This window comes from Sphingopyxis sp. RIFCSPHIGHO2_12_FULL_65_19 (genome assembly GCF_001830555.1).
Lineage (GTDB): Bacteria > Pseudomonadota > Alphaproteobacteria > Sphingomonadales > Sphingomonadaceae > Sphingopyxis.
On sequence record NZ_MIAM01000060.1, the window covers coordinates 1 to 16568 of the forward strand.

Below are 16568 nucleotides of genomic sequence, written 5' to 3' on the forward strand. Positions count from 1 at the left end.
GCGTTTCGTCGGCCTGCGCGAGCGCCTTGCGCGCGGCGCCAGCGGCCTCGGCCAGTTCGGCGGTCTTCGCGGCGACCGAGTCGCGACGGTCCTTCAATTCCTGGACGCCCAGTTCGACCTGCGGCCGCTGCGCCGCGAGCGCGTCGAGGCGATTCTGGCGCTGCAACCGTTCGGTCGCGGTCGCGCCGTCGCCGCGCGTGACGAAACCGTCCCAACGCCGCATCACGCCATCGGTGGTGACCAGGCGCTGGCCGACCGCAAGCGGCTGGCCCGCGTCGGTGCCGGCTACCGCGACCTGCGCGAGACGGCGGGCGAGGGTAGCGGGAGCCTGGACGAACCGGGTGAGCGATTCGGTGCCGTCGGGAAGCGCCGGATCGTCCTGCGCCGCATCGGCGCCGCCCCAGCTGCGCGCCGCGTCGCGGTCGGTTCCGGCGTCAAGATCGTCGCCGAGCGCAGCGGCGAGCGCGGCTTCATAACCCGGCGCAACGCGGAGCTGGTCGAGGATACGGCCCTCGTCGCTGCGCGCGGCGGCGAGCGCGCGTTCGAGCGTCGACGCCTCGCCTTCCAAGGCAGCGAGCGCGGCGCGCGCCTCGGCCAATGCCGCCTCGATGCCCGCGAGGTCGGCGGCGGTTGCTTCGCGGTCGGCCTCGGCCGCGTGCAGCGCATTTTCCGCGGTCGCGATTGCGGCGTCCGCGGTTTCGGCGGCTTTTGCGCTTTCGGACAGCGTCGCTGCCAGCGCGACGCTGTCGCCGAGCGAGGCGACCTCGGCATCGACGCGTGCCTTGTCCGCCGCGACGCGGCGCACCGCGGCTTCGGCGCTTTCCACCGCCGAAACGGCGATACGCCGGTCGGCGGCCTCGCTCGCGGCCCTGGCGCGTGCCTGCGCAAGCGCGACCTCGGCATCGCGAAGGCGCGCCTGCGCGGCGAGGCTGGCCTCGGCAAGCGCGGCCTTGCCCGCACCGTGCCCGGCGATCTCCTGCGCCAGCGATTTCGTTTCGGCATCGAGCGCGGTCAGCGAGGCGTGGGCGTCGCGCGCCAGTTCGCTTTCGTGCGCGCGGTCGTCGGCGATGCGCCGCTGCTGTGCCGCGAGGTCTTCCTGCCGCTGGCGTGCCGCGCGTTCCTCGCCTTGCAGCCGCACCTGCGTCGCGGTCGCTTCGGCGAGCGCGTCGCGCTGCGCCTGCGCATCGTTGCGCGCTGCGGCGACGCGGGTGGCGACCTCGGTCTGCGCCTTCGATATGGTTTCAAGCTCGTCCTGCGCGGTCTTGACCGCCGCTTCGGCCGTGTCGGCGTCGCGGCGCGCCTGGTCGGCGGCGGCGGCGGCATCGCGCCAGCGCGCATAGATCAGCCGACCCTCGGCGATGCGGATATCGTCGGACAGCTTCTTGTATTTTTCCGCCGCGCGCGCCTGCCGACGCAGCGCGTTCGCGCGCACCTCCATGTCGGCGACGATTTCGGACAGGCGCGTCAGATTGGTTTCGGTCGCGCGCAGTTTCTGCTCGGCATCCTTGCGGCGGACGTGCAGCCCCGCGATGCCGGCCGCTTCCTCCAGCATTGCGCGGCGGTCCGTGGGCTTGGCTGAGATGACGCCCGCGATCTTGCCCTGGCTGACGAGCGCGGGGCTGTGCGCGCCGGTCGCGGCGTCGGCAAAGATCAGCGCGACATCCTTGGCGCGGACGTCGCGGCCGTTGGCGCGATAGGCGCTGCCCGCGCCGCGTTCGATCCGGCGAATGACTTCAAGATCGTCGCCGTCCCCGCCATCGGACAGCCCGGCGACCAGCGCGCCCTCGGTATCGCAGTGCAGCGCGACCTCGGCAAAGTCGCGTGCCGGGCGCGACGAGGTGCCCGCGAAGATCACATCTTCCATCCCGCCGCCGCGCATCGATTTGGGCGAGGATTCGCCCATTACCCAGCGGATTGCTTCGAGCAGGTTCGACTTGCCGCAGCCATTGGGGCCGACGACGCCCGTCAGCCCGGGCTCGATGCGCAGTTCGGTGGGTTCGACGAAGCTTTTGAAACCAGTCAGGCGCAGCCGCTTTATCTGCACGGGAGAATCCCGCGCAGCCTGTCGAATCGGAGCTGGTGCAACCTTGGTGTCACATATCCCCCTGCAAAGCGTCATGCCGCGCGGGCGGAAGAGTCGCAAGGGGCCTGATATGGTCATCCCGGCGAAGGCCGGGATCTCTACGTCGCGCGGTTATGCAACGGCGAGATCCGGACCTTCGCCGGAATGACGAATATTTTATGTCAGCGCGCGCCCATCGTGCGCAGGCGGTCGCGGAGCGGGCCCCATGATGCGATGCCTTCGGCAACCTGGCCGTTGACGACAAAGGTCGGCGTGCCGGTGATCTGATATTTTTCGACCCCGGCGTTGGTGCCCTTTTCGATCGCCTCGACATTTTCGACCTTGGACAGGCACTGCTGGATCGTCGCGGCGGGAACGCCGCGCTGCTGATAGAATTGGTCGATGCCCCAGCCCTTGGCGAGCGCGGTGAAACGCTGCGCGGGCGGCAGCTTCATCGCTTCCTCGATCCCCGGCTGCGGCTTCGACGCGCCGGCGATGAACGCTTCATGCTCCAGGAATGTCGCGTCGGCGAGCGGGAAGAAGCGGTCGGGGCCGGTGCATTTGACGATCGCCCCGGCGATCGCGTCGACCGGGTGGAGCATGAACGGCGTCAGCTTGTATGACACACGGCCGGTGTCGACGAAGTCGCGCTTCAGCTCTTCGTGCGAATCCTTGGTGAACTGTGCGCAGTGCCCGCAGGTGAAGGCGCCGAACTCTTCCAGTTTGATCGGTGCGTCGGGATTGCCCATCACCAGGCCGTCGCCGTCGACGCGCACGACCTGCGACCAGCTTTTGCCGGCAGGGGGCGCGACCTTCGCCACCACGTCCTGCTCTTTGGCGGGATCGGTGGTGCCGCCGCCGCAACCGGCGAGCGCCAGCGCGCCGAGCGAAGACAGAAGGGCGATACGAAGCGATGCTTTCATTTTCATTTTTCTCCACGAGGTCGGGAATATAGGGCTTTTACGAGCCCTTGAGCGCGAGGTCGAGTTTCGATTTGAGCGCGGGCCAGGCGGTAACCCCGGCGTTGCGGCCGTTGACGAAAAAGCTGGGGGTTCCCTCGACCCGGTCGGCGGCCCGCCCGATGTTGGTCATCCCGGTGAGTTCGGCCTGCGCGACTTCGCTGTCGAGCGCGGCGTCGATCTGTGCCGCGGTATAGCCGCGCGCGCGCATCAGCGCGGCCAGCCCCGTGTCGGCGGCAATCTTGCGCGCGCGCTCAGCCGTCGTGCCCTCGAACCAGCCCGTCTTTTGGGCCTCGGTCGCTTTCTGCGTCCGGGCGATGAAGGTGGGAAAGGCGGCAAAGATCGCGCGATGATTGCCGACGAACGCCCGCGCGCCGCCGCAACGCGCCAGCAGGGCGGCGGTCATGTCGACGGGATCGCGGACCAGATTGCGATATTCAAACAGCACGAGCCCGCGGTCGATATAGCCGGTCTTGAGCGGCGCCGAACCCGCCTTGGCAAAGTCGGCGCAGACGTGGCAGGTGTAGCTGAAATATTCGACCAGCCGAACCTTGGCGTCGGGCTTGCCAACAAGCACGGCGCCGATCGGGCTGGTCGAAACGGTCTGCGACCATAGCGCGGGCTTGGCGGGCGCCGCCGCAATCAGGCTGAGCGACGCGCCCGAAAGCGCCAGCATCGCGGTACGGCGATCGAGCAGCGGATCATCAAAAGACATCGTCGGGCGCCTATCCTAACTGATACGGGGCAGCTTCGGCGCCGCCGCCAGCCCTGCCGCCATGCGTTCGAGCACGGTGCGCAGTTCCGGGTCGCCGATGTCGCGCAGGCTGTCCCCCAGTTCGGCGGGTACGGGTTTGAGCATTGCCGGTGGCTGAACGGGCGCGGCGGGGGTCACCTGGCCGTGCGTCATGCGCACGGTGGCGATCGCGGCATAGCCGAAGAAACGGTTGACCGCGGCAACGATGTCGGGGGCAACATGCTGGAGCATCGGGGCATGGGCGCCGCTGATCGTCAGGTGCAGCGTCCCGCCCGCCTTTTGCCCTGCCGGAAAGCGGATCATCGCGGGCTGGGTCACGTCGGCGAGCCGGTCGCCGACGATCTCGCGCCATCGGCTGACCACCGACGACTGGATGAAGCCGAATTTGCGAAAGGCGGTGCGGCCGATTTCGGGAACGAGGTCTGAGATGGAGCGCGCCTCGCCGCCGCGTGGCCGTTCATAGGGGCGCGCGGCGGGCTTGGCGGCCCTGGCCTTGCCCTTTGCCTTGGCCGTCTTGGCCGGGCTGTCTTTTTCCGCGTCTTTCGCCATCGTGGGTGCCATGCCATAGGCGGGGGGTGAGCGTCCAGACTTCCCATGCCCCGGCCAGCCCCGCTGACGACGTTGCCCGCGGCTTTGCGGATCGGCTGCTCGGATGGTACGACCGCGCGGCGCGCGTGCTGCCGTGGCGGATCGCGCCGGGCAGCGACGAGCGCCCCGATCCCTATCGAATATGGCTTGCCGAAGTCATGCTGCAACAGACGACGGTGGCCGCGGTCGCTGGCTATTTCGCGCGCTTTACCATGCGCTGGCCGACGGTGGCCGATCTTGCCGCGGCCGACGATGCCGACGTCATGGCGGCGTGGGCGGGGCTGGGCTATTATGCCCGTGCGCGCAACCTGCTGGCCTGCGCGCGCGCGGTTGTTGCCGATCATGGCGGACGGTTCCCCGACAGTGAAGCGGCACTCGGCGCGCTGCCGGGGATCGGCGATTATACCGCGGCGTCGGTCGCGGCGATCGCCTTCGGACGCCCGGCGGTCGTCGTCGACGCCAATATCGAGCGCGTGGTCGCGCGCCACCGCCTGATCGAAACCCCGCTGCCGCTGGCGAAGCGCGAGATTCGCGCGGCGCTGGCGCCGCTGGTGCCCGACAACCGGCCGGGCGATTTTGCGCAGGCGCTGATGGATCTGGGCGCGACCGTCTGCACGCCGCGCGCGCCAGCCTGCGCGGTCTGCCCGGTGATGGCCGACTGCCGCGCGCGCGGCCGTGCTGACATCGAGCGCCTGCCGGTAAAGCCGCCCAAAAAGGCGAAGCCGCATCGCCACGGCCTTGCGCACTGGATCGAACAAGACGCGGCGATCTGGCTCGTCCGCCGTCCGGACAAGGGGATGCTCGGCGGGATGCGCGCTTTGCCGGGCGGCGAATGGGGCGACACGCCGCCGACCGAATCGGGGATTGCGCGCGTCGACCATGGTTTCACCCATTTCGACCTGACGCTGACGCTGGTGCGCCGCGCGGCCCCCGCCGAAACCGCCGGTGCCGCAGCGGAAGGCGTCTGGTGGCCGCTCTCGGACCTTGACGCCGCCGGGCTGCCGACGCTCTATCGCAAGCTGGTCGACAAGATGATGGTGGAGAGAGACGCATGAACATGATGGTTTCGCGCCGCGCGGTGATGGGCGGCATGGCACTGGGCGGCGCCGCGGCGCTGTTGCCCCGTGCCGCGCTGGCGTGGAAAGTCGACGGTGCGGGCCTGTATCCCGCGACCAACGCCTTCATCAAAGGCTTTGTCGACCGTCGCGAACTCGCCGGCACGCTCGCCGCGATCGGCAAGGGGCAGGATGCGCCCATCTTCCTGGGCGCGGGGGTTCAGTCGAACGATAAGGCGACGCCCGTCGGCCCCGATACATTGTGGCGCCTCTATTCGATGACCAAGCCCGTCACCGGCATCGCCGCGATGCTGCTGATCGAGGACGGCAAGATGAAGCTCGACCAGCCGATCGCCGATTTCTTGCCCGCCTTTGCGAACATGAAGGTCCAGAATACACCCGACGGATCGATCACCGACGTGCGGCCCGCCAGAGGACCGATTACGGTGCGGCACCTGCTCACCCACACCGCGGGGCTGGGTTACAACATCATCCAGAAGGGGCCGATCAAAAAGGCCTATGACGACGCGGGAATCGTCGGCGGGCAGGCCAGCCGCCTGCCGATTCCGGGCTTCGCGCCCGTGACCCCGGCGCCCAGCCTGGCGGCGATGGCGGACCGGCTAGCGGCCTTGCCGCTGGTTTATGAACCCGGCACGAAATGGAGCTATTCGATCAGCCTCGATCTGCTGGGCCGCTTGATCGAAGTGGTGTCGGGACAGTCGTTCGACGCCTTTTTGAAGGCGCGCTTGTTCGACCCGCTCGGCATGACGAGCACCAGTTTCATGGTCGCGGCCAAGGATGTCGGGCGCTTCACCAGCAATTATGCGCCGTTCGGTGGGGCGCTCATTCCCTTCGATCCCGCGACGAGCTCGATCTATCTCGATCCGCCGCCTTATCCGTTCGGCGGCGGCGGGCTGGTGTCGAGCGCGCGCGATTATGACCGCTTCCTCGCAATGCTGCTGGGGGAAGGCGAAACCGGCGGTGTGCGCGTGATGAAGGCAGAGACCGCGCGGCTGGCGATGTCGAACCTGATCGCCGACAGCGTCGATCGCAAAGGCACTTTCATCGACGGGCAGGGTTTTGGCGCCGGGGGGCGCGTGTCGCTGCCGACCTCGCCGGGGGGCGAGGGGGTTTTCGGCTGGGCGGGTGCCGCCGGCACGATCGGTTTCGTCCATCGCAAGCTCGGCTATCGTGCGGCGGGTTATACGCAGATCATGCCGCCCGATGCCGTCTCCTTCCAGGGCAAGTTCGGCGAGACGTTTTTCCAGGACGTGGCGGGCTGATGCCCTTGCCGCTTGGTTTTACCGGGGCGTGGCTCGACCGCGCCGATCAGCTTCGCACCAATGCGGCGGCGTTTGCGGCGGCCATCACCGACCCGCGGGCACGCTGCCTGCGGCTTGACGGCATCGACTTCGTCCCGGGCGAAGGCGGCGGCCTGTCCTGGGAAGCGATCGACCCGGCCGACGACCGGGCGCTGATGCTGCTCGGCATCGACGACAGCGGCGCCCCGCATTTCGTCCGCGAAGCGCCCGCGGGCGTGCAGGTCGATGCGCGGTCGCGGACCGTCATGCGTCTGCTCCCGCTGTTGTCGGGCGCCGATGCGGCGCTTTATGGCGGCGCGCGCAGCCTTGTCGACTGGCATGCGCGCCATCGTTTCTGCGCGGTGTGCGGATCGCCGACTGCGCTGTTCCGTGGCGGCTGGGGGCGACGCTGCGATGCCTGTCATGCGGAGCATTTTCCGCGCGTCGACCCGGTGGTCATCATGCTCGCCGAGTTCGAGGATCGGGTTCTCGTCGGGCGACAGGGCGGTTTTCCGCCGGGATTCTTTTCGGCGCTCGCAGGGTTCGTTGAACCCGGCGAATCGCTGGAGGAAGCGGTCGCGCGTGAATTATGGGAGGAAGCGGGCATCCGCGTATCGGACGTCAGCTATGTGGCGAGCCAGCCCTGGCCCTTTCCCTCGTCGCTGATGATCGGGTGCCGCGCGGTCGCGCATGATGCCGCGCTGACGCTCGACACGACCGAGATCGAGGCGGCGATGTGGGTCGACAGGGCCGATGTGCGCGCCGCGCTCGGTGGCGACATCGGCGCACCGTTCATGGCACCGCCGCCGCTGGCGATCGCGCGCTACCTGCTCGAAGATTGGGCGGAAATTTAGGGGAGCGGCTTGGTGTCGGCTTTGGGGTGGGGATCGGGCGTTTAAGTCCTCCCCATCGCAAGTCGATGGGGAGGATATTATGTCCGCAAATGATCGTTTTCTGCCATCGCGTTGCGAACTGCGCCAAACGACGCAAATGGGGTGGCAAGCGGCTGCTAGAGGCGGCTGCTCCAAGAGCGACTTAGCCTCGTTCCAGCGAAATAGCCTCCGGTAGCTCTGGGGCCGGCCACAGAGCGCCATAGCTAATCGTATTCATCAGAGCGATCTGGTCTTGGTCGAAATGGAACGAGTAGTAAGCGTGGACCGTGACGAACGGATTGCACTCATTCTCGGGCGTCGCTTCAATTCCTCGCGCGCGCGCGATCACCAGGTCGCCCACTGGCGTGGCTTCCAGCAGTTGGACCGGTTGCGGAGCGGGCCACCGAAAACTGGCCCGTCGCATGCTCTCGGTCGAGCGCTCGATTTCGTCGAACGACCCCGCTTGACCGATCTTCTCAAAAAACCTTTCGACTAGTCTCAAACGTTTTTCTTGCGCCTGCCTATCAAATACAGGGTCGGGGCGAGGCGATGATATCTGACAAGACAGTGCCGTTCCCGGCATAAACGTGGCGCACGCCACCGCTGTGATTGCCTTTCGCCTGCCGATCATCGGTCGCTCCCCCAAACATATAGTGGAGGATACATACAAAACCGATGTCCGCAATCGGTCGCTTTCAGACCTTCGGCATCCCGGCCTTCATCCGGGTTCCACGGCGGCGCTGAAGTCGTGGACCCCGGGTCAAGGCTAACGAGCCACGCGTCTCGTCAGCGGGTGACGAGGAAAGAGAGCGCAGCTTCTGGCCGAAACCGGACGTGCCCGGCGTTAGGCCGCCATCGCGAAGGGCTGGATTTCCCCGGCCAGATATTGCGCACGCGCTTTCGATCGGCTCAATTTGCCCGAGCTGGTGCGCGGCAGCGTGCGCGGCGGGATCAGTTCGATCAGGCAGTTCATGCCGGTGATCGCGCGGACGCGGTCGCGGATCGTCTCGCGCAGCGCCAGCCGTTCGGCCTCGTCGCTGGTGCGGCACTGGACCAGGACCGCCGGGGTTTCCTCGCCGCCGGGCGCGGTGATCGCAAAGGCGGCGATGTCGCCCGATTTGAAGCCCGGCAATTGTTCGACCGCCCACTCGATATCCTGCGGCCAGTGATTCTTGCCGTTGATGATGATCATGTCCTTGGCGCGGCCGACGATATAGATGTAACCGTCTGATAAATATCCCATATCTCCGGTGTCGAGCCAGCCGTCGACCAGGCAGGCGGCGGTCGATTCGGGGTCGCGGTAATAGCCGGTCATCAGCGACGGACCCGTGCACCACACCTTGCCGACGGTCTGGTCGGGAAGCGCGTGGCCCGCTTCGTCGCGGACCTCGATCACCATGTCGCGCGCCGCGCGGCCGCAGTTGACGATGGCGCGGTAACGCGTCGGGCGGCCCGCATCATTTGCCGCGCCTGACAGTTCGGTTTCCTCGACCAGTTCGACGACAATGCCTTCGCCCGGCGGCATGATGCTGACCGCGAGCGTCGCTTCGGCCAGGCCATAGCTCGGCAGGAAGGCGCTGGCCTTGAACCCCGCATCGGCAAAGGCGTCGACAAAGCTTTGCATCACGTCGGGGCGGATCATGTCGGCGCCATTGCCCGCCACGCGCCAGCGCGACAGGTCGAAACGGTCGGCGACATGCGTCTGGCTCGACACCCGGCGCGCGCAGATGTCGTAACCAAAGGTCGGCGAATAGCTGAGCGTCGTGCCCTCGTTGCGGCTGATCAGGTCGAGCCACGCGAGCGGACGGCGGGCGAAATCCTCGGTCTTCAGATAATCGACCGACACCTGATTGGCGACTGGCGACAGCAGGCAACCGACGAGCCCCATGTCGTGATACCAGGGCAGCCACGAGATGCAGCGATCGCTGTCGCGCACTTCCATGCCGTGGCTGTGCGCCGCCAGATTGTTGAGCAACGCGGCGTGGGTGACCGCGACGCCGTGCGGGAAACGCGTCGATCCGCTGCTATACTGAAGATAGCAGGTCTCGTCCGACTTCTGTTCGGGAAGCGCGGCGACGGGGGCAGCATTGTGTTCAAACGCGCTCCAGTCGACGGGCGTTACACCTTCCTTTTCGGCGGCCTCGATCGCCATCGCGGCGATTTCGGGCGGGAAGAACAGCATCGTCGGGTCGCAGCTGGTGAGCTGGACGACAAGCTGGCCGACATAGGAGTCGCGTCCGCCAAAGCTGGTCGGCAACGGCAGCGGCACCGGCCACGCGCCGGCATAGATGGTGCCGAAAAACAGCGCGGCAAATTCGGGGCCGGTTTCGGCGATCAGCGCGATCCGGTCGCCGGGCTTCACGCCGGCGGCGATCAGGCGATACGCGGCCTGGAGGGCGTCGGCCTTCAGTTCGCTATACGGATAAGGGCGCACCAGCTTTCCGCGCGGGTCGTGGAAATTGAGCCCGCGCGTGCCTTGCGCGGCATAGTCGAGCGCTTCGCCCACGGTGGCGAAATCGGAAAAGCGGCGCGGTAGCGCACAGAGCGTCGGGGTCGACGCCAGCGCGTCGACCTGCGTTTCGATGATCTGGGTCATAGGGGGTGCGACATCCCGTGAAACGGGCCGCGCGGCAACAAGCATGTCATCTTTTGAAGCCATAACGATGTGCGCGCGCCCTGTGTTGTTAGAACAATCGCCCATTTCCGGGCTTGATGGCCCGATATGGCGGTGTTGATCGTTCTCAATCAGGCCCGACTGTGGCACAAACATGGCATATGCCCAAGCCTCGCGCTCCCTTCGACCGATCGAAAAGGCCGCTTGGCGCGGCGAAACTGGATGAGCTGGCGCTGGCCTATGTGGCGCGATTCGCGACCAGCCGGGCCAAGCTGACGCGATACCTGTCCCGAAAAGTCCGCGAATCCGAATGGATAGACGAAGGTGACGCCATGACGGCGTGCGAGGCGGTCGCCGACCGGATGGAGCAATTACGCTATCTCGACGACCGCCAATATGCCGCGATGCGCGCGGGGGCGATGACGCGGCGCGGGCTGGGCGTGCGGCGCGTGAAGGCCCAGCTTTACGTCGACGGAATTGCCGAAGAGGACAGCGGCGACGCGATCGAGGCGGCGGAGGGCGCCGCGCTCGCGGCCGCTGTCGGCTTTGCACGGCGGCGGCGGTTCGGGCCGTTCGCGGTCCGCGCCAGCGACGATCCGAAGGCGCGCGAGCGGCAAATCGCCGCCTTTTTGCGGGCCGGGCATAGCATGGCGATCGCGCGTCGCATCCTCGCCGTCCCGCCGGGGGACGCGGCGGCGCTGGCGGCGCTGGACGACGAAGCGGCGCTCGATTAGGTCCGGCAAATTCACGGGATAAGGATTTGCCGATGCGCGCCATTTGTACCGCCCTTGCGTTGGCGCTCGCCCTGCCGATGGCGGCGTGCAGCAGCGACGCCAGCAATACCAGCAACGCCGGCGAGGATGCGGGCGTCGCGACCATCCCGGTGACGATCACGATGGCGGGCAAGGCACATGCTTTCAACGTCGAAGTCGCCCGCACCGATGCGGAACAGGATCGCGGCCTGATGTTCCGAACCAGCCTGCCCGCCGATGGCGGGATGCTCTTTCCGTTCCAAAAGCCTCGGATCGGCAGCTTCTGGATGAAAAATACGCTGATCCCGCTCGACATGATCTTCATTCGTGCCGACGGCAGCATCGACCGGATCGCCGAAAACACGATCCCCGAATCGCTGGAGCCGGTGGTCAGCGGCGGCGAGGTCAGCGCGGTGCTCGAACTGGCGGGCGGCACCGCGGCGCGGCTCGGCATCGACGAGAGTGCGAAGGTGACGTGGAAAGATACGAAATAGCGGTGTGCGGCGCGGTTTGACGCTTGCAGACCGCGCGCGCTTGCCTGTAAACGCCACGCCATGAGCATCTTGGGCAAGATTTTCACCTGGTGGGACGGCGCGACCGTCGGCACGTTGCTGAACAGCTGGAGCACCGGCGAGAAGGTGGGCGAGGACAGCCTCGGCAACCGCTATTTCCGGGCGAAAAAGGGCAGCCGCCGCTGGGTGATCTACAATGGATCGAACGACGCGAGCCGGGTGCCGCCCGAATGGCATGGCTGGTTGCACGGCACGCTCGACGAACTGCCGACCGACGTGCTGCCCGCGCCGCGCGCGTGGGAGAAGGAGCCGACGGCAAACCTGACCGGCAGCACGGGCGCCTATCGCCCCGCCGGTGCGCTCGAACGCGGCGGCCACCGCGCCGCGGCGACCGGCGATTATGAGGCCTGGCGGCCCGGCGCCGAGTGAGTGCTGCGGTGCCCAGGCTGACCGCGACCGCCACGCTGGCGATATGCGCCGCCGTGTCGCTCGGCGCCTGCGACCGCACCCCGACGGCAAAGACCGGCGGTAGCGACAAGGCGCCGCAGATCGCCAAGTCCGAACGCGTGCCGCAGGAAGTCGGCGGGATCGAGGGCGCGACCCCGATGGCCGATCGCGTCGCCGTCGTCGGCCTGCTGAACAAACGCAACGGCCTGGTCCGCGAACTCGAAATGAAGCCCGGCGATGTGGCGCGGGTCGGCCGCGCGATCGTCCGACTGCGCGCGTGCGAACAAACGGCGCCATGGGAAGATCCGCCGGAGACAGGCGCGTTCGTCCAGTTGACGGTGCAGGATCAGCGCGACAACGCATGGCGCCGCGTCTTTTCGGGTTGGATTTTTCGCGAGCGGCCCGACCGCAACGTGATCCAGCACCCGATTTATGACGTCTTCGTCAAAAGCTGTGCGATGACATATCCGGGCGGCGAACCCGTCGCGCGTTCGGCGCCGAAATCGGGCGCGGCCGCGGCGCCGAAAGCGTCGAGCGCATCCCAGTCGCCTGCCGCGAACGGCGGTGAGGGCACCGCGCCGCCCGTCGCGCCGCCGCCCGTTCTGGCGCCGGCGCCCAAGGCCGCGCCGCCGTCGCCCCCTGCCAACACCGAATAGAGCCGCGCGAGATAGTCAGCCTGGCGGATTTCGATCGCGCCGAGGCTGGCGAGGTGCGGGGTGATGAACTGGCAGTCGAGCAGTTTCCAGCCACCGACCATCAGCCGGGCGACAAGGTGCGCAAGCGCGACCTTGGATGCGTCGCGCGCCCGGCTGACCATCGATTCGCCGAAAAAGGCGCGCCCCAGCGTGACGCCATAGAGGCCGCCGACCAGCGCGCCATCCTGCCAGCATTCGACGCTGTGCGCGTGGCCGAGCTGGAACAATCGGTCGTAGCTCGCCTTGATCACCGGGTTGATCCACGTCGTCGGCCGGTCGTCGGCGGGCGCGGCACAGAGTGCGACCATATCGGCAAAGGCGCTGTCGGTCGTGACCCGGAAGCGGTCCGACACGATGATTTTCTTCAGGCTGTGCGACAGGTGAAAGCCGTCGAGCGGCAGGATCGCGCGCAGCCGCGGTTCAACCCAATGGACCGACGGGTCGTCCGCCCCGTCGGCCATCGGGAAAATACCCTGCGCATAGGCGCTGAGCAGCAGCGCAGGGTCGATGGGTTCAAAATGCTTCAGGACGCGGGCTTCACGAATTTGAGCGTCATGCGGTCCGATTCGCCGATCGCGACATATTTGGCGCGATCCTTGTCGCCTTCGGTCAGGCTGGGCGGCAGCGTCCATACGCCCTTTTCATAATCCTTCGTGTCCTTGGGATTGGCGTTGATTTCGCTTTCCCCCGCCAGCTTGAAGCCCGCGGCTTCGGCAAAGGCGACGATCGAGCTTGTCTTCATATAGCCCGATTTTTCTTCCTTCGCGCTGTCGTCGCTTTCGTTCAGCCTGTGTTCGACGACGCCGAGCGTGCCGCCGGGCTTGAGCATCGCGAAAATCTGTTTGAAGGCGTCCGCGGTCTTGTCGGCGCCGCCAAAGCGCCAATTGTGGACGTTGCGAAAGGTCAGGACGACATCGGCGCTGCCATCGGGGACTTTGGGATTGGTGCCGGCATGGGGAAACTCGGCGAGTTTCAGCGCACCATAGAGCCCGGCATTTTCGGCCTGCTTCGCCTTGACGCGGTTGAGTCCCCGTTCCCAGGGCGCCGCGACATAAAGCGTGCCGCCGCCCGACTTCGCCAGCGGGGCCAGGATTTCGGTATACCAGCCGCCGCCAGGCCACAGCTCGACGACCGTATCGCCAGGTTTGACGCCGAAAAAGGCGAGCGTTTCGGCGGGGTGGCGATAGGGGTCGCGCGCGACGTTGGCGGGGGTCCGGGTGGGGGCGGCGACGGCGGCTGCAATCGCATCAGCGCCTTTGTGGGCGGCATGGGCATCATGCTGCATCGCGGCAGCGGGCAGGGCGATCAGGGCGGCGGCACTTGCAACCGATAACAGGACACGCATATGGGCAACCTCTCTTTTGGGGAACTCTCCCCTGTTTGCGAAGGTGCGCGCGTCAATGCAAGGGTCGATGCTGTCGGTGGCGATTGCGGCTGCGGCGCTGTTTGGCGTCGCCGAGGTCGCCAACTGGCGCCGCAATAACCGGCACGACGTCGAAGAGGTCGGTTTCATGCCATGGCGAGGCATCGCGCTGGCGTCCGCAGGCGTTGCCCTGTTCGCGGCGGCTTTCTGGCTGAGCGGGCGTTAAAAGCCTCTTGCGAAAAAAAGCGGTGCGCTCCCGCCTTCGCGGGGACACACGGTCCTTTTGAGCGGTTTGTCTATTCCGGAACTTACAGGCACGCCTCCAGATACGGCTGATCGAAGCCATATTGGCGGGCTTTTTCCAGCGTATAGGGGCGCAGGCCCATGGCGCGATATTCGCCGACGATCTTGCCGTCCTTGTCCTCGTCGAGATATTCAAACTTGAACAATTCCTGGGTGACGATGACGTCGCCTTCCATCCCGATCACTTCGGTGACGTTGGTGACGCGGCGCGAACCGTCGCGCAGGCGCTTGATCTGGACGATCAGGTCGACCGAATCGGCGATCTGTTTCGAGATCGCTTCCTTCGGAATCTTGATGTCGCCCATCAGCACCATATTTTCCATACGGCCAAGGCATTCGCGGGGCGAGTTGCTGTGCAGCGTACACATCGACCCATCGTGACCCGTGTTCATCGCGGCGAGCAGGTCGAAACATTCGGCGCCGCGAACCTCGCCCATGATGATGCGGTCGGGGCGCATACGCAGCGCGTTCTTGACGAGGTCGCCCATGTGGATGGCGCCATTGCCCTCGAGGTTTGCAGGGCGCGTTTCGAGCGGCAGCCAGTGCGGTTGTTGCAGGCGAAGTTCGGCGGCGTCCTCGATCGTCAGCACGCGCTCGCCGGGATCGATCATCTTCGACAAAGCGTTGAGCATGGTGGTTTTACCCGAACCCGTGCCGCCCGAAATGACGATGTTGAAACGGCTGGCGCCCGCGATTTTCAGCGCGGTGCACATCTTCTGGCTCATCGCGCCCCATTGGCACAACATGTCGAGCGTGATCGGCTTGGCCGAGAATTTACGAATCGAGATCGCGGTGCCGCGCAAGCTTAGCGGCGGCACGATCACGTTGACGCGGCTGCCGTCCTTGAGGCGCGCGTCGGCGAGCGGCGTGGTCTGGTCGACGCGGCGGCCGACCATGTTGCAGATGCGCTGTGCGATCTGGAACAGATGCTGTTCGTCGCGGAACTGGATCGGCGCGATGACCAGCTGGCCCTTCTTTTCGATGTAGGTCTGGTATGGGCCGTTGACCATGATGTCGCTGATGTCGGGATCGGACAGCAATTCTTCGAGCGGACCGAAACCGAGCAATTCGTCGACGAGCACCTTTTCGAGCGCGAACTGTTCGCGGCGGTTGAGCGTGATGCGCAGCTCCGCGAGCACTTCGAGGATGATCGGGCGAAATTCCTCGGTCAGCTCGTCCTTGCTCAGCGTCGCGGCCGCCTCGGGATCGACGCGTTCGAGCAGGCGCGGCAGCACCTGTTCCTTGATCTTGTGGACGCTGGCTTCAAAACCTTGCGCCTTTTCAGGCTCCATCGCCTCGGCGGTCGATCGCTGGTTCAGCCGCTCCATCGCCTCTTCTTCGGGCGACAGGTTCGACGGCATCTGCGGGATGTCGACGGGCGGGGGGGTGTCGATGGCAGGGAATTGCGCGCCGCCGGGCACGCCGGGGCCACCCTGCATCGGCTTCGCTACGCCAAAGGCGGGGCGGCCAGCGGTTCCGGGTCGGCGTCCGAATGCACTCATTCGCTTTGTCCTGCTTTCCTGTCCTGTCGGAAGTGTCACAGCCGTGGCTGACGAACCCCCATCCAAAAGGGTGAATAAGCCGGAAACTTTGACATTATCCTAATGCGCGGCGGCGATTGTGAAGCGGGCACAAAAAAGCCCGCATCCAAAGGGGATGCGGGCTTTTTGATCCGATGCGAACGCGCGGGAGCAATCAGCTTGCGATATGTTCCGCCAGCACGGTCAGGCCGGCTTCGTTAACCTCGGCAAAGCCACCTTCGACTTCGATCACTTCGGGTTCGGCACCTGCGGTCGTGTAAATGGTCAGCGGTCCGTTGCGGAGCGTCGCCATGAACGGCGCATGGCCTTCGAGCACCGAGAAATCGCCCTCGGTCCCCGGCACGGTGACCATATGGACGTCGGCAGTCCGCTCGAGGCGGGCGGGGGTGACGAGTTCAAACTTCAGAGCCATGATATGTCCTCAACCCCCTCCCACATCGGGAGGGGCGTAGGTTTGTTACGCGTCTTCGGCGAGCTTCGCGGCCTTGGCGATAGCTTCGTCGATGCCGCCGACCATGTAAAAGGCCGCTTCGGGCAGATGGTCATATTCGCCATCGACGACGGCCTTGAACGACTTCACCGTGTCTTCGATCGCCACGAACTTGCCGGGGATGTTGGTGAAGACTTCGGCGACGTGGAACGGTTGGCTGAGGAAGCGCTGGATCTTGCGCGCGCGGGCGACGACCAGCTTATCTTCTTCCGAAAGCTCGTCCATGCCGAGAATCGCGATGATGTCCTGAAGCGACTTAT

General features: G+C 66.2%; 18 protein-coding genes and 1 pseudogene. 8 read left to right on the forward strand and 11 right to left on the reverse strand.

Going from position 1 to position 16568, the window contains the following annotated elements; translation table 11 throughout:
* The 4 genes from A3E77_RS16495 to A3E77_RS16510 all read right to left on the reverse strand — a co-directional run.
* Nucleotides 1-2044 (reverse strand): AAA family ATPase (locus A3E77_RS16495; RefSeq protein ID WP_293647926.1); only part of this gene is annotated, 2044 nt, incomplete at its 3' end.
* Nucleotides 2045-2244: 200 nt separating this feature from the next.
* On the reverse strand, nucleotides 2245-2985 hold the full coding sequence (locus A3E77_RS16500) for a DsbA family protein (protein ID WP_293647928.1): 741 nt from the start codon (nucleotides 2983-2985) through the stop codon (nucleotides 2245-2247).
* 37 nt (nucleotides 2986-3022) lie between these two features.
* The gene (locus A3E77_RS16505; RefSeq protein WP_293647930.1) at nucleotides 3023-3736 is read right to left on the reverse strand and encodes a thioredoxin domain-containing protein; all 714 of its coding nucleotides are present in this window, start codon (nucleotides 3734-3736) and stop codon (nucleotides 3023-3025) included.
* Nucleotides 3737-3751: 15 nt separating this feature from the next.
* Nucleotides 3752-4336: a DUF721 domain-containing protein gene (locus tag A3E77_RS16510; protein WP_293647932.1), complete on the reverse strand. Its 585-nt coding sequence runs from the start codon at nucleotides 4334-4336 to the stop codon at nucleotides 3752-3754.
* Between the two features lie 83 nt (nucleotides 4337-4419).
* On the opposite strand from A3E77_RS16510, the gene A3E77_RS16515 reads away from it, so the two are divergent.
* From A3E77_RS16515 to nudC, 3 genes are read left to right on the forward strand one after another with little or no spacing between them, the layout of a single operon-like run.
* Nucleotides 4420-5418, forward strand: a complete 999-nt coding sequence (locus tag A3E77_RS16515; protein ID WP_293647954.1) for an A/G-specific adenine glycosylase — start codon at nucleotides 4420-4422, stop codon at nucleotides 5416-5418.
* Nucleotides 5415-6701 carry a serine hydrolase domain-containing protein gene (locus A3E77_RS16520; protein ID WP_293647934.1) on the forward strand — a complete coding sequence of 429 codons (1287 nt, stop codon included), beginning with the start codon at nucleotides 5415-5417 and terminating at the stop codon, nucleotides 6699-6701. The genes A3E77_RS16515 and A3E77_RS16520 overlap by 4 nt, the downstream gene beginning before the upstream one ends.
* On the forward strand, nucleotides 6701-7573 hold the full coding sequence (gene nudC / locus A3E77_RS16525; RefSeq protein WP_293647936.1) for an NAD(+) diphosphatase: 873 nt from the start codon (nucleotides 6701-6703) through the stop codon (nucleotides 7571-7573). Before A3E77_RS16520 ends, nudC begins: the two co-directional genes overlap by 1 nt.
* A gap of 181 nt (nucleotides 7574-7754) precedes the next feature.
* Here nudC and A3E77_RS16530 read toward each other — a convergent pair whose 3' ends face one another.
* Both A3E77_RS16530 and A3E77_RS16535 read right to left on the reverse strand, forming a co-directional pair.
* Complete coding sequence (locus A3E77_RS16530) at nucleotides 7755-8222, reverse strand: hypothetical protein (RefSeq protein WP_293647938.1); 468 nt, start codon at nucleotides 8220-8222, stop codon at nucleotides 7755-7757.
* Between the two features lie 213 nt (nucleotides 8223-8435).
* Entirely contained in the window at nucleotides 8436-10187 is a 1752-nt protein-coding gene (locus A3E77_RS16535) for a fatty acyl-AMP ligase (RefSeq protein ID WP_293647940.1), read from the reverse strand.
* A gap of 179 nt (nucleotides 10188-10366) precedes the next feature.
* Here A3E77_RS16535 and A3E77_RS16540 point away from each other — a divergent pair, with 179 nt between their 5' ends.
* The 4 genes and pseudogenes from A3E77_RS16540 to A3E77_RS16555 all read left to right on the forward strand — a co-directional run.
* Nucleotides 10367-10939, forward strand: a complete 573-nt coding sequence (locus A3E77_RS16540) for a regulatory protein RecX (RefSeq protein ID WP_293647942.1) — start codon at nucleotides 10367-10369, stop codon at nucleotides 10937-10939.
* A 32-nt stretch (nucleotides 10940-10971) separates the two neighbouring features.
* Nucleotides 10972-11451, forward strand: a complete 480-nt coding sequence (locus A3E77_RS16545) for a DUF192 domain-containing protein (RefSeq protein ID WP_293647944.1) — start codon at nucleotides 10972-10974, stop codon at nucleotides 11449-11451.
* A 60-nt stretch (nucleotides 11452-11511) separates the two neighbouring features.
* Nucleotides 11512-11898, forward strand: a complete 387-nt coding sequence (locus A3E77_RS16550; protein ID WP_293647946.1) for an NADH:ubiquinone oxidoreductase subunit NDUFA12 — start codon at nucleotides 11512-11514, stop codon at nucleotides 11896-11898.
* 242 nt (nucleotides 11899-12140) lie between these two features.
* Nucleotides 12141-12311, forward strand: a pseudogene (locus A3E77_RS16555) (DUF2155 domain-containing protein); the annotation flags it as partial.
* A 35-nt stretch (nucleotides 12312-12346) separates the two neighbouring features.
* Here A3E77_RS16555 and aat read toward each other — a convergent pair.
* The gene (aat, locus tag A3E77_RS16560; protein ID WP_293647956.1) at nucleotides 12347-13138 is read right to left on the reverse strand and encodes a leucyl/phenylalanyl-tRNA--protein transferase; all 792 of its coding nucleotides are present in this window, start codon (nucleotides 13136-13138) and stop codon (nucleotides 12347-12349) included.
* On the reverse strand, nucleotides 13135-13956 hold the full coding sequence (locus A3E77_RS16565; protein ID WP_293647948.1) for a class I SAM-dependent methyltransferase: 822 nt from the start codon (nucleotides 13954-13956) through the stop codon (nucleotides 13135-13137). Before A3E77_RS16565 ends, aat begins: the two co-directional genes overlap by 4 nt.
* 55 nt (nucleotides 13957-14011) lie before the next feature.
* On the opposite strand from A3E77_RS16565, the gene A3E77_RS16570 reads away from it, so the two are divergent.
* Nucleotides 14012-14200 carry a hypothetical protein gene (locus tag A3E77_RS16570; RefSeq protein WP_293647950.1) on the forward strand — a complete coding sequence of 63 codons (189 nt, stop codon included), beginning with the start codon at nucleotides 14012-14014 and terminating at the stop codon, nucleotides 14198-14200.
* A gap of 82 nt (nucleotides 14201-14282) precedes the next feature.
* Here A3E77_RS16570 and A3E77_RS16575 read toward each other — a convergent pair whose 3' ends face one another.
* The 3 genes from A3E77_RS16575 to A3E77_RS16585 form a co-directional block, all read right to left on the reverse strand.
* Nucleotides 14283-15779, reverse strand: a complete 1497-nt coding sequence (locus A3E77_RS16575; RefSeq protein WP_058801912.1) for a CpaF family protein — start codon at nucleotides 15777-15779, stop codon at nucleotides 14283-14285.
* 193 nt (nucleotides 15780-15972) lie between these two features.
* Entirely contained in the window at nucleotides 15973-16230 is a 258-nt protein-coding gene (locus tag A3E77_RS16580; RefSeq protein ID WP_293647952.1) for an ATP synthase F1 subunit epsilon, read from the reverse strand.
* Nucleotides 16231-16275: 45 nt separating this feature from the next.
* The coding region (locus tag A3E77_RS16585; RefSeq protein ID WP_458574463.1) for an ATP synthase beta subunit C-terminal domain-containing protein at nucleotides 16276-16568 on the reverse strand (293 nt) is incomplete at its 5' end.